This is a genomic window from Dyadobacter sp. 676 (assembly GCF_040448675.1).
Taxonomy (GTDB): domain Bacteria; phylum Bacteroidota; class Bacteroidia; order Cytophagales; family Spirosomataceae; genus Dyadobacter.
Map to the genome: position 1 here is coordinate 5,614,136 of NZ_CP159289.1, position 15,579 is coordinate 5,629,714.

Annotated in this window: 10 protein-coding genes; 9 read left to right on the forward strand and 1 reads right to left on the reverse strand. The window is 53.2% G+C overall.

Annotation, left to right across the window (positions count from 1 at the left end; genetic code table 11):
• The first annotated feature begins 116 nt into the window (after window positions 1-116).
• From ABV298_RS24900 to ABV298_RS24940, 9 genes are all read left to right on the forward strand, one after another.
• Window positions 117-3,509: a TonB-dependent receptor gene (locus tag ABV298_RS24900; protein WP_353718839.1), complete on the forward strand. Its 3,393-nt coding sequence runs from the start codon at window positions 117-119 to the stop codon at window positions 3,507-3,509.
• 33 nt (window positions 3,510-3,542) lie between these two features.
• The gene (locus tag ABV298_RS24905) at window positions 3,543-5,138 is read left to right on the forward strand and encodes a RagB/SusD family nutrient uptake outer membrane protein (RefSeq protein WP_353718840.1); all 1,596 of its coding nucleotides are present in this window, start codon (window positions 3,543-3,545) and stop codon (window positions 5,136-5,138) included.
• A gap of 30 nt (window positions 5,139-5,168) precedes the next feature.
• On the forward strand, window positions 5,169-6,572 hold the full coding sequence (locus tag ABV298_RS24910) for a DUF5018 domain-containing protein (RefSeq protein WP_353718841.1): 1,404 nt from the start codon (window positions 5,169-5,171) through the stop codon (window positions 6,570-6,572).
• A gap of 72 nt (window positions 6,573-6,644) precedes the next feature.
• Window positions 6,645-7,754, forward strand: a complete 1,110-nt coding sequence (locus ABV298_RS24915) for a metallophosphoesterase (protein WP_353718842.1) — start codon at window positions 6,645-6,647, stop codon at window positions 7,752-7,754.
• A gap of 34 nt (window positions 7,755-7,788) precedes the next feature.
• Window positions 7,789-8,538 carry an endonuclease/exonuclease/phosphatase family protein gene (locus ABV298_RS24920; protein WP_353718843.1) on the forward strand — a complete coding sequence of 250 codons (750 nt, stop codon included), beginning with the start codon at window positions 7,789-7,791 and terminating at the stop codon, window positions 8,536-8,538.
• A gap of 96 nt (window positions 8,539-8,634) precedes the next feature.
• The gene (locus ABV298_RS24925) at window positions 8,635-10,149 is read left to right on the forward strand and encodes an ADP-ribosylglycohydrolase family protein (RefSeq protein ID WP_353718844.1); all 1,515 of its coding nucleotides are present in this window, start codon (window positions 8,635-8,637) and stop codon (window positions 10,147-10,149) included.
• Window positions 10,150-10,163: 14 nt separating this feature from the next.
• Window positions 10,164-12,881 (forward strand): PQQ-dependent sugar dehydrogenase, encoded by a 2,718-nt coding sequence (locus tag ABV298_RS24930; RefSeq protein WP_353718845.1) that lies wholly within the window; start codon window positions 10,164-10,166, stop codon window positions 12,879-12,881.
• 6 nt (window positions 12,882-12,887) lie between these two features.
• Window positions 12,888-13,871, forward strand: coding sequence for a Gfo/Idh/MocA family oxidoreductase (locus ABV298_RS24935; RefSeq protein ID WP_353718846.1), 984 nt, complete (start codon window positions 12,888-12,890; stop codon window positions 13,869-13,871).
• 293 nt (window positions 13,872-14,164) lie between these two features.
• Entirely contained in the window at window positions 14,165-14,413 is a 249-nt protein-coding gene (locus tag ABV298_RS24940; protein WP_353718847.1) for a hypothetical protein, read from the forward strand.
• A 66-nt stretch (window positions 14,414-14,479) separates the two neighbouring features.
• Here the strand turns inward: ABV298_RS24940 and ABV298_RS24945 are convergent, their stop codons facing one another.
• Complete coding sequence (locus ABV298_RS24945) at window positions 14,480-15,382, reverse strand: arginase family protein (protein ID WP_353718848.1); 903 nt, start codon at window positions 15,380-15,382, stop codon at window positions 14,480-14,482.
• Window positions 15,383-15,579 lie beyond the last annotated feature (197 nt).

Sequence of the window (15,579 nt, forward strand, 5' to 3'; positions counted from 1 at the left end):
AATGCAGCGAACATTTTCAATTTCAAGGATAACCTTATAGCAAACAAATGTACGAAGAAAGGGTGGTACCCTTGCGCCGGAACGGGATTTCGGCGTGGAGGAAATTAATTCTCATTATGAAACTGTGCCTCATGATGGTGCTGTGCGGCGTGCTGGAAGTAGCCGCGGCGACGGTTTATGGCCAAAATGCCACTATCCGTGTCAAAAATGCGCCTATCCGGGAAGTGTTCGGGATGCTTAAAAAGCAGACGGGCGTCGATTTTCTGTACGCCTCCGACGAGCTGAAAGATACCCGGCCGGTGACCATCAACGCCAGCAACGCGCCTTTGGACAAGATCCTCGATGCCTGTATGGAAGGTCAGCCGCTTTATTATACCGTTGACAAAGCTACCGTGCTTGTGCGAAGGAAGCCGGTTAGCGTCCGCCAGCAGGAAGCCGAAGCGCCGAATGAACAGATCCGGAAGGCGACCATTACGGGTAAAGTGCTCGATACCGATGGTACGCCGTTGGTAGGGGCATCGGTAGTGGTCAAAAACAGCAACGGGATCGGGACGACGACTGATGCCAGCGGAATTTTTTCGGTTCCGGCAGAAAAGGGCGATGTATTGGTGATTTCGTTCATCGGATATGTTTCCAAAGAAGTGGCTGTCAAAGGCGATGGCAACATTAAAATAGTGCTGGAAGTCGAAAACAAATCGCTGAACGATGTGATCGTGCTGGGATATGGGGCTACTACGAAGCAAAGCATTGTGTCTTCGGTAGTGCAGGTCAGTTCGGCTGAATTGAAAACGGCTCCTACCGCCAACTTATCTTCCATGTTGCAGGGACGCCTGCCGGGGTTGGTCACGCGCCAATCCAGCGGCCAGCCCGGTTCGGACGGCGCGTCGCTTTTGGTGCGGGGTATGAACACGTTGAGTGGCACCAGCCCACTGATCATCGTCGACGGCATCGAGCGGGGTTTTCCGCAGATCAACCCCGACGAGGTGGAATCCGTAACCGTGCTCAAAGACGCCGCTTCCGCGGCGGTGTATGGCGCGCGGGCTGCCAATGGCGTCATTTTGGTTACTACTAAAAGAGGCACGGTGCAAAAGCCGACCATTACCTTCAATTCTTCCCTTGCGCTCAGCTCTAACACGCGTTTTCCCAAATTCCTGAACGGGCCGGAATATGCCCGCTGGTACAACAAAGCTCAGGAAATGGACGGAGTAGCGGAAACTGCGCGCCGGTTCACAGCCGAAGAAATCGAACGGATCAACAATGGCGATCCTGAGAAGGGCGTCTTCGGTAATACCGACTGGTTTGACCTGCTTTTCCGTAAATCGGCCCCGATTTATACCAATAACCTTTCCCTGAACGGCGGTTCCGACAGGTTTAAATACTTCGTGTCCGTGGGCTCCTATAACCAGCAGGGCGCCATTGCGCGGACGAGCAACAACCGCTATAACTTCCGCGCCAACATCGACGCACAGGTTTCCGATCGTTTCAAAGCGGCTTTCGGGATTGCTGTGCGGGATGAAACAACCACTCAGCCCGGTCTTTCGGCAGGTTTGGGCAACACGTATGCATCTATTTTCAGCCAGGCTATGATGTCTTACCCGTTCCTCCGCCCGACCAATGCGGAGGGAAAGCCGGTCGGTAGCTTCAACGCCGGTAATGGTAACCAGAACCCGCTCGCAGCGCGCGACCTTTCGGGTAAGCAGGACACCCGTGCCAACAATATGCAGGGCAACATTACCCTGCAATACGACCTGCCATTTATAGAAGGCCTGAACCTGAAGGTGAATGGTGCATTCGATAAAGGTTACAGCATGCGCAAAGCGGCCGTTTTACCCTATCTGCTTTCGGTATACAACAATGCGACCCGCACATTTACGGAAACTTACGCACGACACGCGCTCACAGGCAATGCGACCATCAACCAGTGGTTCGCCGATTCGTGGCAGACGACCGTACAGCCGTCGATCAACTTCAACCGCACTTTCGGAGCGCATAAGGTGGGTGGGATGCTTTTGTACGAGTACATTCGCAGTAATGGTACTTCCATGTCGGCAGGCCGGCGGGGCTTTCCCATTACCGATATCATGGACCTGAATTATGGGGAAGAGGTGATCAACGATCTCGTAAAAGGCGGCCACTCGATGTTCCATCGTGCAGGGTATGTGTCGCGTCTGACCTACGATTACAAAGGCAAATACCTGGCCGAGTTCACAGGCCGTTACGACGGCTCGACGCGCCTTCCCTCCCGGAACCGCTGGGGACTTTTTCCGGCTGTCGCATTGGGCTGGCGGATTTCGGACGAGAATTTTTTCAAGCAGAACGTCCATTTTGTCAACGACCTGAAACTCCGCATATCGTCGGGGCGGCTGGGTAACGATGCCGTGGGCGACTATGCTTACATCCGCACAATGGCCATGGGCGCAGACCCGGTGGCACTGATCGGCGACAAGATCGTTCGCTCGCTGGGCGTGAACAATGTGCCGAACAAGGACATTAAATGGGAAACAACTACCACTTATAATGCTGGTTTCGAGAGTACGCTCTGGAATGGCCTGTTGGGCGTGGAAGCGGACGTTTTTTATAATGTGACCAAAGATATCCTGCAACCGCAGAGCGGCCTGATGCCGCCTTCGATGGGAGGCTATTACCCGGCTACCGTCAATTCCGGGGTGGTCGACAACCGAGGTTTCGAGCTTATATTGACGCACCGCAAGAGCCTGGGCGATTTTTATTATAACGTAAGGGGGAATGTGAGCTGGGCCCGCAACCGCGTCATTGAAACCACTGAGAATGTGAATGTCCCCGACCACCTGCGCCGCACCGGACGCCAGATCGGCATGAAATACGGATTTGTGGCGGATGGACTTTTCCAGAGCGAGGAAGAGATCGCCAACAGCGCCCTCTTCGGTCCGAGCAAGGTAGGGGAGGTGAAATTAAAAGACCTGAATGGCGATGGCCGCATTACCTGGGACCAGGACTGGACGGCCATTGGCCGCAGCAGTACGCCTGAAATGATGTTCGGTCTGAACGTAGGCGGAGGCTATAAAGCCTTCGATTTCAACCTCTTCTTTCAGGGTGCTGCGATTGCGGATGTGGCGTTGTCCGGGCTGTATGCGAGTTCGGGCGTTTATGACAACACTTTTTACACCATGGCCTTTTACCAGGATGGCAACTCGCCGAAATACCTCGCCGAAGGGGCCTGGACGCCGGAGAACACCAATGCGAAATACCCGCGTTTGAGCACGCTGCCGGCACAGAGCGGAGGGAAGTTTTCCTCCTGGTGGATTCGCGACGCTTCCTATCTGCGGTTGAAAAGTGCGCAGATCGGCTACACGCTGCCTGCTTCGCTGACGCGCAAAATGAAGATCGAGAACCTGCGCCTCCACGTTTCCGGTAGCAACCTGTTTACATTGACCGGCCTTGATTACCTCGATCCGGAAATGCCGGATGTGAACCAGGGCTATTATCCGCAGCAAAAGTTGTTTGAAGCTGGGCTAAGCCTGTCGTTCTGAGCCGCGGTTGTCTATCCCATTAATCTTAACAATATGAAAGTCTTTTCAAAAATAAACCTGATGATCTCCTGTTGCATTGTCCTGCTCTCGGGCTGCAACATCGACCCCGAGCTTACGGACGTATATAGCGAGGAGGTCGCCTGGTCGAGTGAAGCAAATCTGGAACTGTCACTTAATAAATTCTACCCGCTCATCGGGCAGACGTATTACACACCCCACGTTAACCAGGACGCATTTTCGGACATTCTGAAAATGAACACGCCATCGGCAAGCTCCAACCTGTTTACATTGGGCTCGTCGGTGATCACGCCGGGGGAAAACCCGCTGGGTAATTGGGACTGGGGCTATACCTGGGTCCGCACCTGCAACGAGTTCCTGGATGGAATGCGGCAGCACGGGGGCAAATTTCCCGAAGAGCTTCGCATGCGTGCCGAGGCCGAAGTACGTTTTTTCAGGGCGTATGTCAATTTTGAGATGGCCAAACGCTATGGTGCTAGCATTATTCTCTTCGACCAACTGCCCGACGGCCCTTCCCGTGCCCGAAGTACACCCGCGGAAGTGTGGGATTTCATCGCCAGCGACCTGGATTTCGGCGCATCGCATTTGCCGGCAACCGTACCTGCCACGCTCACCGGTAAGCTCACCAAAGGTGCTGCGCTGGGCCTGAAAGCACGGGCTATGCTATACGCGCAACGCTGGAAAGCAGCTTCCGACGCAGTGGATGCATTGGACGCCCTGGGCCTGTACGACCTTTATCCGGATTATGACAAATTGTTCCAGATGCGCCGGGCATTGCATCAGGAGAATAAAGAGAGTATTCTGGAATTTGGTTATTCGTCGCCCAATTTCGGCTATTCTTTTGATTACTTTTTCTGTCCGCCGGGCGATAAGGGCTATTCGCAGGTCAGTCCGACTGAAAACCTGGTTTCGGCTTACCAAATGGCCGATGGTACCGATTTCAGCTGGACTAACCCCGCACACGCGGCCAAGCCTTACGTGGGCCGGGAGCCCCGGTTTTATGCTTCGATCCTGTACCATGGCGCTTCGTGGAAAGGCCGTACGGTAGATACCCGCGAGGGTGGTGTGGATGGTTATGCGATCGGCGGCGGCACGACGAGTACGGGTTACTATATGCGCAAATTTTTCGATGGTTCTGTCAAAACACAGGACCTGGGTTTCCAGCCGGGCGAGCTGACTTTCTATTTCATGCGCTATGCCGAAGTATTGCTCATCAAAGCCGAGGCGATGGCCGAGCAGGGTAAAATAGAGCAGGCATTGCAGGCACTGAACCGTGTCCGCAAGCGCGCTGGTTTCAGGCAGGATGTGAGGGCCGGTAGCAAGGACGATTTCATGCGCCTGCTGCGGCATGAGCGGATGGTCGAGCTTGCGTTTGAAGGCCACCGTTACTGGGACCTGCGTCGCTGGGACCTCGCCCGCACCGTCCTGAATGGCATCAATTGCACCGGTCGCGTGCCGGTGGTCGTCGCGGATACGGTGGCCAGCTACCGCGAGGTGGATGCGGACAATGGCAAGAAGCGTGTGTATCTGGCCAAATACAACCGTTTTCCGATCCCGTCGGTAGAGCTTCAGCGCAATGCGCAGATGGAGCAGTTCGACGAATGGAAATAGTCCCAGTTGAAACCGTCAAAGATTCTCGAAATGAAAAGAACATATATTTATCAGGCAGGATGCTGGCTGCTGGCGTTGCTCGGCCAGTTCGGATGCGAGCAGGTGGACTTAAACAAAGGGGTGAACTCCCGGCAGGGGCTGCTGAATTTCTCAGTTTCCATTCCAGGTCAAACCATCGAATATCCCGCGACGCAGGCAGGGCCGTATGCGCCGGGCGACACGATTTTCGTGCGGGTGCCTTCCACCGAAGAAGCACCGCTCGACCTCGCTCATCTGAAACCCTTTGCCAGCCTGGGACATAATGCGGTCATCCGCCCGGCTTTGGGCAGCATTATGGATTTCAGCAAACCCGTGGAGGTGGAGGTAACCAATGGTGGCGGTGTGGTGAGCAAGCACGTGGTTAAAGTGGTGCCGACATTACCCAAGACCGTTTTTTCAAAATCCTGGTTTAAAACCGCCGAGGAGATGGGTATCAAGCGTACCAATATCTCCGGTCTTGCGATCGTAGGTGAACACCTGCTCGTGGCGGATTTCAACGGCGGTAATACGGGCGAAGACAATGGCGTACGTGTGTTCAACAAAACGACCGGTGAGCTGGTCAAATCCATTGCGCCGCCTACGACGTTCTGTATGCAGGTCGTAGCCGACGACGCCGGTCACTTCGTAATCAACCGCTATAATGTGTACTCGGCGGGTTTTATGGTGTATTATTACGAGAACATCAATAGCGAGCCGAAACTGCTGCTGAACTACACGGCGGCCATGGGTTGTCCTGTCAACCTCGGACGGAAGGTGAGTGTGATCGGAAATCTGAAATCAGGTAGGGCGTATATTTATTCTACGACCAACGGTAACAACAGCATTTACTACTGGGAGCTGCGGGACGGCGTCCCAACCTCCAACGAACCGACAGTAATCCGCTATTCGGCCGCCGAGGCCTGGACTTTTGCACACGTGCAGCGCAAGTCGCTCGATCCGACGTCCGGACATTATTTTACCTACTGCAATTACAATGCGTCCGATCCTAACCTGGCGCAGGGAAGCCGTTTTGTGTCTTTTACCAATGATATGGAAGTCACGCCTTTTGCAAAACAGAATCATTACTATAAAGTACTCGGTTTCGACGTGTTCCAAGTGGATGGCGGCGAATACACCGCGATGCTCACGCAAGGCTACTACGCCTGGGACGCTACCCATGTGAAAGTGTTTGAAACAACCGACGCGGGCAAATTCGGCCAGGTACCGGGCGCGGCGGGTTATTCCGATTTCATGCTCTTTGAGTCCGAAGCTTACGGTGGCACCAACTACAACCGCTATGGCGACATTGTGGCCGATGTGCGTGGCAATGAAATCTATTTCTATGCAACGATGGCGACGAATGCGGCCAACACCTCGGGTATTATGGTTTATAAAATGAAGTATAACAAGCAGTAAAAAATGTGCGTCAGGAGCGAAGCACGGCCATGTCAAGGCTAGCGATGCTCCTGACGCATTCCTATTCCCAACATGTTTTCTTTTATTTTCAGAAATATACTTCGCTGCCTGGCGGCGATGATAGTGCTTGCTTTGCTTGCCGCGAAGCCGGCGGCGGGGCAGCGTTACGAAGCACCCCGCCTGTCGGACCCGAAATCGTGGTCGATGGTGATTGTGCCCGACCCGCAAGGTTATACCAAGTTCAAAAGGAACCAGCCCTTGCTGGATCTGATGACCAACTGGATCGACGATAACCGGCAGCGTCTGAACATCGGACTGGTGCTTTGCACTGGCGATCTGGTGGAGCAGAACTACATTACGGAACTTCCCAAAGAGAATGGCGATCAGCTCAGCAGCTCGCAATGGCAATGCGTGAGCGGTGCATTCGAGCGGCTCGACGGGAAACTTCCCTATATGCTCTGCACCGGCAACCACGATTACGGCACCAATGCGACCGAGAACCGCTACTCGCAGTTCAACAGCTATTTTCCGCCGGACAGAAACCCACTGAACCGGCAAATACTCGTTGAAATGGCGCCGAATGCTTCCGGCGTCCGGACGCTGGAAAATGCTTGCTATGAGTTCAAACCACCGTTTGGGCCGTCGATGCTCGTGTTCTCTCTGGAATATGCGCCACGGAAAGCCGTGGTGGAATGGGCTAAGGCGCTGGCTGCGAGGCCCGAATATCGAAAACACACAGGCATGGTGCTGACACACAGCTACATGCGCTCCGGATTGCGGGATAACCAGCGCATTGTGAAGGAGGATTATCCACCCGGTTTCAGCGATTACACGCTTGGCGAAACATTGTGGCAGCAATTCGTAAAGCCGGCGGGTAATATCAAAATGGTCTTTTGCGGACATATCATCGATGTAGCGTCGCATGCTGGCCACGTCGGTTTTCGCACGGATTTGAATGCAATGGGCCAAAAAGTACACCAGATGCTTTTCAATGCACAAAACGAAGGCGGCAACTGGAAAGGCAACGGAGGCGATGGCTGGCTGCGCATCCTCGAATTTTTGCCCGATGGCAAAACAGTAAAAGTCAAAACCTTTTCGCCATTGTTCGCGATGTCGCCTTCCACGCAACACCTGGCGTGGCGTACTGAAACGTTCGACCAGTTCGAGTTTTCGCTGGACTGATCCATTGTTCATTTGCATTTGCTAGCAGACTATCATGATTTTTTCACTACACCGATTATTCCTAAACCTTTTCCCGTCCGCACTGACGGCCGTGCTGCTCCATACAACTGCTTTTGCGCAGCCCGATGGAGCAGCCACGCGGCGCCTGAAAGTAATGACCTACAACATCCGCATTGCCAGTCCGCCCTCAAAAGGCTGGGGCTATACCGATTTGCCTGCCATAGCGGCGGTGATCAGCCGCGAGCAGCCCGATCTGGTGGCATTGCAGGAAGTAGACGCATTCACAGACCGTTCCGGGAAGCAATCGCACCAGGCGCGCGAGTTGGGTAAACTCACGGGAATGCAGTATCATTTTGCCAAAGCCATCGGCCGCAGCAATGGCGACTACGGTGTTGCGGTGCTGTCGCGGTACCCGATCGAGAAGGCCGAAAGTTTCCGGCTGAGTACTGTTTCGGGGCACCCGGAGGCCGAGACGCGGGCGGCGGCTGTTGTTACGGTTCGCACGCCGATGGGACGGGTGGTGTTCATTTCGGCGCACCTGGATCATTTGAGCGATGCCGACCGGTCGCATCAGATAGGTCAGTTGAATAAGATTCTGCATCGCTACCGGAAGCGGTCGGTTATTTTGGGCGCGGATTTGAATGCCGTGCCCAACAACCCGGTCATTTCGCAACTGGAAGCTGGTAGTGCCTTGCACCGCCTGCCCGCTTACATTCCCCGCCGATCACCCCGACCGCACGCTCGATTACCTGATGCTGAACAAGCGCGCCGGGAAAATATTTGAACGACGCAATTATCACGCGGTCGTAGAGCGCTATGCTTCCGATCATCTTCCGCTGGTTACGGAGCTAACTATGAACCATTAATGTCAGACAACTTCATGAAATACTTTATTCAAATAAATACGTTCCTCCTGCTGTTACTGTCGGGCTGGCAGGCTTCGGCGCAGCAAAAAGGCGCTGTTTTTCGTATCAGCAGGGAAACTTTGCAGGATAAGATCAAAGGCGGATGGGCTGGTCAGACGATCGGCGTAACATTCGGTTGGCCAACAGAATTCGTTTATCAGGGCACTTTTATCCAGGATTATCAACCGATCCCGTGGCATGCCGACTATGTTTCCGAGGCAATGCGCACCTTCCCGGGCTTGTTCGACGACATTTACATGGACCTGACTTTCGTGGAGGTCATCGAACGGCTGGGCGTTCACGCACCCGCTGACTCGTTCGCCCGTGCCTATGCGAGTGCGGGCTATGAGCTCTGGCACGCTAATCAGGCAGGACGATATAATGTTTTGCAGGGAATCCCGGCGGCTCGATCGGGGCACTGGGAGCATAACCCGCACGCCGACGATATCGATTTTCAGATCGAGGCCGACTTTGCGGGTCTGATGAGCCCGGCCATGCCTGGCGCGGCATCTGCGCTGTGCGACCGAGTAGGGCATATCATGAATTACGGCGATGGCTGGTATGGGGGCGTTTTTGTGGCGAATATGTACGCCCAGGCGTTCAGGAGCAACGATGTAAAAGCCGTTGTTGGCCAGGCATTGCGGGCTATTCCTGCGCAAAGCAAGTTTTACCAATGCATCGCCGACGTCATCCGTTGGCACCGGCGGTACCCGTCCGACTGGAAGCGGACCTGGTTTGAAATCCAGCGGAAATGGAGTGCGGAAACCGGTTGCCCCGACGGCGTATTTCATCCGCTCAATATCGATGCGAAACTGAACGCCGCTTATGTCGTGCTCGGGTTACTCTACGGGAATGGCGATTTTACCAAAACCATGGAAATATCGACACGAGCGGGGCAAGACTCGGATTGCAATCCGTCGACGGCGGGAGGTGTGCTGGGCACTATGCTTGGGTACTCCAGGATCCCCGCCTATTGGCTGGACCCGCTCAAAAAGGCGGAGCGACTACCGTTTAGCCATACCACACTGGCATTGCAGGATGTGTATGAGCTTGGGGTTAAGCACGCATTACAGCACGTTGCCGATAACGGTGGCCGCATCTCGGGCGATATCGTGGAAATCCCTCAGGAGCCGGTCAGGGCGGTGCGGTTTGAAGAAAGTTTTTCCGGGCACTTTCCTACCGGAAAAGTGCAGGTCAATACCACCCGAAGCGATTCGGTTTCCTTCCGCTTTGATGGTAAGGGCTTTGTGTTAAGGGGGTTTGCACAAAAGTTATCCCGAAATGCTCCCGACAAGCCGGTACGCGTGGCATTATACATCGACGGTCAGCTTTTGGAAGAGTTTGACCTGCCATTGATCGCAGCGCACCGGCGGACCGAGCTTTGTTGGAAATATGGCCTCCCACAAGGAGCACACAGGGTTACCCTGAAAGCGGTGTCGCCCGATCCGGACTACGAGATTGTGGCCCGGGAAGCAGTTGTTTACCGATAGCTAAAATTTTTCCTGTGAAAAAAGTAAGATACCTCATCGTGCCCTTCCTGGCTTGCCTGCTTTGTGCAGCCGCCACAAGGAAGCAGCCAGCGCAATTGTTTGCCGATTTACCGGCCAGGCCGCCAATTTCCATGGGCATATCGCAAAATGCTCCGGATTCAAGCCGTTTCACCTCTGCAACGCTCGTATCGGGCCTTGACGAACCAATGCAAATGGCTATTTTACCTAATTATGATATTGTCGTCGCCGAGCGAAAAGGGGCCGTCCGGTATTTCGATAATGCGACCAGAGAGCTTTCCACTATTGCACAACTCAATGTGTTCAGCGGAATCGAAGACGGTTTGCTGGGTGTGGCCGCGGACCCGGACTTTAAGACAAATCATTGGATTTATCTGTATTACGGAGTCGGAGGGGACAAAAGCGTCAGTCATTTGACGCGTTTTGAGCTGAAAGGGCGGAAACTGGTGCAGGAATCGGCCAAAGTGCTGCTGGAAGTGCCGACGCAGCGCAAATACTGTTGTCACTCCGCGGGCTACATCACTTTCGCGAACGGCCTGCTTTATTTATCGATCGGCGACAATACCAATGCGGAGGAGATCGAAGGGCATACGCCGATCGACGAACGTCCCGGACGTGAGCTGTCCGACGATCAGGCTTCAACGGCAAACAGCAATGATCTCCGGGGCAAGATTCTCAGAATCAAACCTGAGCCCGACGGGACTTACAGCATTCCGGATGGCAACCTCTTTCCCAAAGATGGCTCGCAGGGCAGGCCGGAAATCTACGTCATGGGGGTGAGAAACCCGTTTCGCATATCCGTTGATCCGAAAACGGGCTTTCTCTACTGGGGCGATGTGGGACCTGATACCGAGGTGCCGGGAAGCGAGGGTAAAATGAGTTATGACGAGATTAACCAGGCACGCAAACCCGGTTTTTTTGGCTATCCTTACTTCCTGGCCGACAACCAGGTGTTTCCCGATTACGATTTTGCGACCAAAAAGGAAGGCCCTGGTAAAGATCCCCTCAGGCCGGTCAACGACTCACCGCACAATACAGGCATCCGTGAGCTGCCTCCCGCCCAGCCGGCTTTTATCTGGTATGGAAAAGGCCCCTCCAAAAAGTATCCATTGGTGGGCAAAGGCGGGGCCAGCGCAATGGCCGGCCCGGTTTATCATAGCGACCAATATCCTAATGCGCCCTATAAGCTGCCCGAATATTACGACGGTAAGCTCTTCATTTTTGAATGGATAAGGAAGTGGATTATGGCAGTCAGCATGGATAAGGACGGCAATTACCTGGGCATGGAACCTTTCCTGCCGCAGCTGAAAGTGGGGGCGCCCATCCACATGCAGATCGCCCCCGACGGCGCTATTTACCTGCTCGCCTATGGTACGAACTGGTTTGCCCGTAACACCGATTCGGGTATTATCCGTGTCGAATATACAGAGGGCAACCGAAACCCTGTGGCTGTACTGAACAAGGGTAATACGACGGGTGCAGCTCCGTTTACTGCCACACTTTCTGCCAAAGGGTCGAAAGATTATGATGCAGGCGACAGGCTCGCCTACGAATGGAAAATCGGCTCCCGAAAATTCACCGGCGAAACGTTGATACATACATTTACAAAACCGGGAGTGTATAACGTGGTGCTCACAGTCAGCGACCAGCATGGGGGCAAGGGCACGGCCACGGCCGAATTTAAAATTGGTAATACCCCGCCGGTTGTGAAGATTAAGACCGGTGCGAATCGCAGTTTCTACTGGGATAATTCTGCATTCGATTACGAGATCACTGCCACCGACCGGGAGGACGGCAAGATCGAGACTTCGAAAATCCGTGCCTCGTTCCATTACATCGCATTCGGAAAGGACCTTGCCGGCGCCTTGTCGGGAGGGGAGGGCGAAAACATCCGCTATGCTGCAACAGCCAAACTGTACACATCGCTGGATTGCAGTGCATGTCATACGATGAATGCCAAATCGATTGGTCCGCCATTGCAGGATGTTGCGAGGCGATACGATGGGAAACCGGACGCTGCCGATATACTGGCGCGAAAGATCATCAGCGGTGGAAGCGGACAATGGGGTTCATATCCGATGCCTCCCCATCCCGATTTGCCCGAAAAAAGTGCCAGGGAGCTGGCCGAGTATATTCTCTCGTTGGGAAAGCCGGCGTCGCAACTTCCATTGAAATCCACGCTGAAACTCACAGAACATATCGGCCAGGGCAGTGAGGGCGCATATGTATTGCAAGCCAGGTATACTGACAAGGGTGCCAACGGGATAGGACCGCTTAAAAGTGAAAACCGTATTATACTACGCAATCCGTTGGTTCAGATGGAGGATTATCAGGAAGGAAATGTGGGAGTCGTGATTGCGACCGAGCAAACAGGCTTCGTGTCCTACATTGCCAATATCACCAACGGAAAATATACCCGCTTCAACAGGATCGATTTGACACATATTAAAAACATCCGCCTGCGCATTCAGGAGCATGGTGCGGGTGGAACGGTGGAACTCAGGCTGGATAGCCGGGAGGGACCGCTGGCCGGCAAGGTGCTAATTTCCGGAGGCAAACTTGCAGACCTTAAAGAAGGCTGGAAGGAAATCTCGTTACCCGTGGAGCGCGGTGTCGGGACTCATGATATTTATCTGGTTTTTAAAAATGAGGAAGCCGCCGAGCCGCTCTTTCACATCGACTGGATGTATTTTTCAAAAGATTCTAAACCTTAATCAATTATGAACCGCAGAAGTTTCATTTACAGTTCGGTCCTGTCGTCGACCGGCCTGGTAGTTGCCGCCCGTGACTTGTCGTTAAGCCGTGAAGTTGAACTTGGCAAAAGGGTAGGGATAATCGGGCTGGATACCAGTCACAGCGAAGTTTTTACAAGGATGATCAATGCTGGTTCCCCGGAAATGAATGGGTACCGGGTAATAGCGGCTTATGAACAAGGCAGCAAAGATATTGTATCCGCATTACAGCTCCGGCCGGGCGTGACCGCGAAGGTCCGGGAAATGGGGGTCGAAATCGTCGATTCCATTGACGCGCTGCTTGGCAAAGTCGATGTAGTGCTGCTCGAATCCAACGATGGGCGGCCGCACCTGGAACAGGCGCTGCCGGTTTTCAAAGCCGGGAAGCGTATTTTCATCGATAAGCCGGTTGCTGCGTCCCTGGAGGGTGCCAAAGCGATTTTTAAGGCTGCCGCGCAGTACAACACACCGGTTTTTAGCTCGTCGGCTTTGCGTTTTGACGCCAATGTCCGGCAGGTGGTGGAAGGTGCTATCGGCAACGTTACAGGCGCGGATGTATATACGCCCGCCGAAATAGAGCCACATCACAGCGACCTGGCCTGGTACGCCATTCACGGTGTCGAAATGCTGTTTACCGTGATGGGCCCGGGTTGCCAAAGCGTTTCGCGGACTTACCGAGATGGTACGGACCTTACGGTGGGTGTATGGAGCGATGGCCGCATAGGGACCGTGCGCGGCATCCGGACCGGCGCCTCGAATATTGCCGGAACGGCTTTCGGTACGAAGGGCATCGCGCCTTTGGGCCCTTTTTCCGGTTACGAACCGCTGGTAAAACAAATTGTCACATTTTTTGAGACCGGCAAGGCCCCCGTAACCCCGGCCGAGACGCTCGAAATTTTCAGTTTTATTGAAGCTGCGGATCTGAGCCGAAGCAAAGGCGGAAAAGCGATACAACTGCCTTTGCCGGGATAGATCCCGGCGAATTGGGTTGTGTTCAAGGAAAATACTAACAAGATTCGTCCCCTTTGTAAGAATTATAATTGCGTTTTTACCATTCGTGGCCAGGCAGGAAATTGCCAGGTGCCAGCAATTTCATGAGGTTTGTGGTCACATTAAATGAAGTTATTAAAGACCTGGGAAGAGCTCAGGAACTATGAATAATAACAGTTTTCAGATTTGCAGGAATATTTCGAAACCGGGCCAGGTCTTGATTCTGTTTCTTTGTTAGTTTTGCATTGTAAGCAGTTATAAATCGGTAGGTAGAGATGGATATTCGAAATACACTCTCAGTCGGCGAGGACTTTCTTCCGATGCTCGCAGACTGTAAAGAACGAAAGGTAAAAGCGGAAATGATTCTTGACAGGAATGGTCTTGAACGCGCCGAAGGATTCGTGAAAAATATTCTTAATCAGAGCGCTGATCCCGCTATTGAACTGGAAGATGGCACAGTAATACAGCTTAAAACCATCGTTGCCGTGAATGGTCTGTTTCTGCCTTCGTACTCAGAATGCTGATTAGCGAATGCATGGTCGTCGTATTCGGTTGCAAGCCCTTTGACTAAGTGCTTTTATTATATTTCATTAGTTGGAGCCGAAGGCACGGACAATGGTATCGCTGATGTTCTGGGCGATCTGTCCGGTGGTATCGAAGCGGGGATTGAAAATGGTGACATCAAAACCAATGATCCTGCCGGTGCCCAGAAGTTGGTCGATAAGATATTCCGACTGTTCAAAATCAAGGCCGCCGGGCAGGTGATATTCTACTGCCGGGTTCAACTCATTAGCCAACACGTCGGTATCAAAGTGCATCCAATAACCATCCAGGCTGGGATCAAGGTTTGCTATTGCAGCATCTGTGACTTGTTTTATCCCTTCTTTTTCGATGTTTTCCAAGTCATAACGGATGATAGCGGTTTCGCGAATGTCCTGCGAGCCGTACTTTTTTGTTTCCTCCCAATCCCGTTGACCAATATGAATCACATGGTCGTCCTGTACATAGGGTTTTGCGTTGTTGATATTGGTAAGCACATCCGGTCCCCGGCCGGTAATAATCGCCAGGTCCATATCCGCTACTTCGCCGGTCACCGATTTTTCGGGTTCGTAGAAGTCGGCATGTGCGTCTATAAAGATCAGTCCGTATTTACCGCGGGCTTTCAGACCCGACATGATACCCAGGAGGATGCTGCAATCGCCGCCCAATACTAGCGGGAAACGGTCTTTATCCAGCATTGAATTGACAGTTTTACCGAGCTCGATAGAGAAATCGCGCAGCGGCACCGGATTGAGACAATGGGTGTCGGGATCTCTTTTATCGCTATACTGCGCATTGAGGGTGGCAAGGTGCAGCACCGGATGTTCGGGCTGTAGGTGCCGGCCGAGGCCAGCTTGTAACAGGGCGGCCGGCAGGTCCTGCACGCCGTTCGTGCGAAGCCCCAATATAGAAGGCGCTGCCAGAATCTGTACGTCGAGATTTTGTCTATCCATTACATATCTGTATGTATCTTGCTTTTCACGAAATTTAAAAATGTTCCTTAAAATTTACGGTGGCTCGATTCACAGGCTTAAAGCCTTAATTCATTATGCCTGTTGGATCGCATAGGCACGTCCCCAGACTTAGGACTACTCGGTTATGATCGCAACCTGGTAGTAAATATCCACTTTCCTGTGAAGCTTCGAGGCAA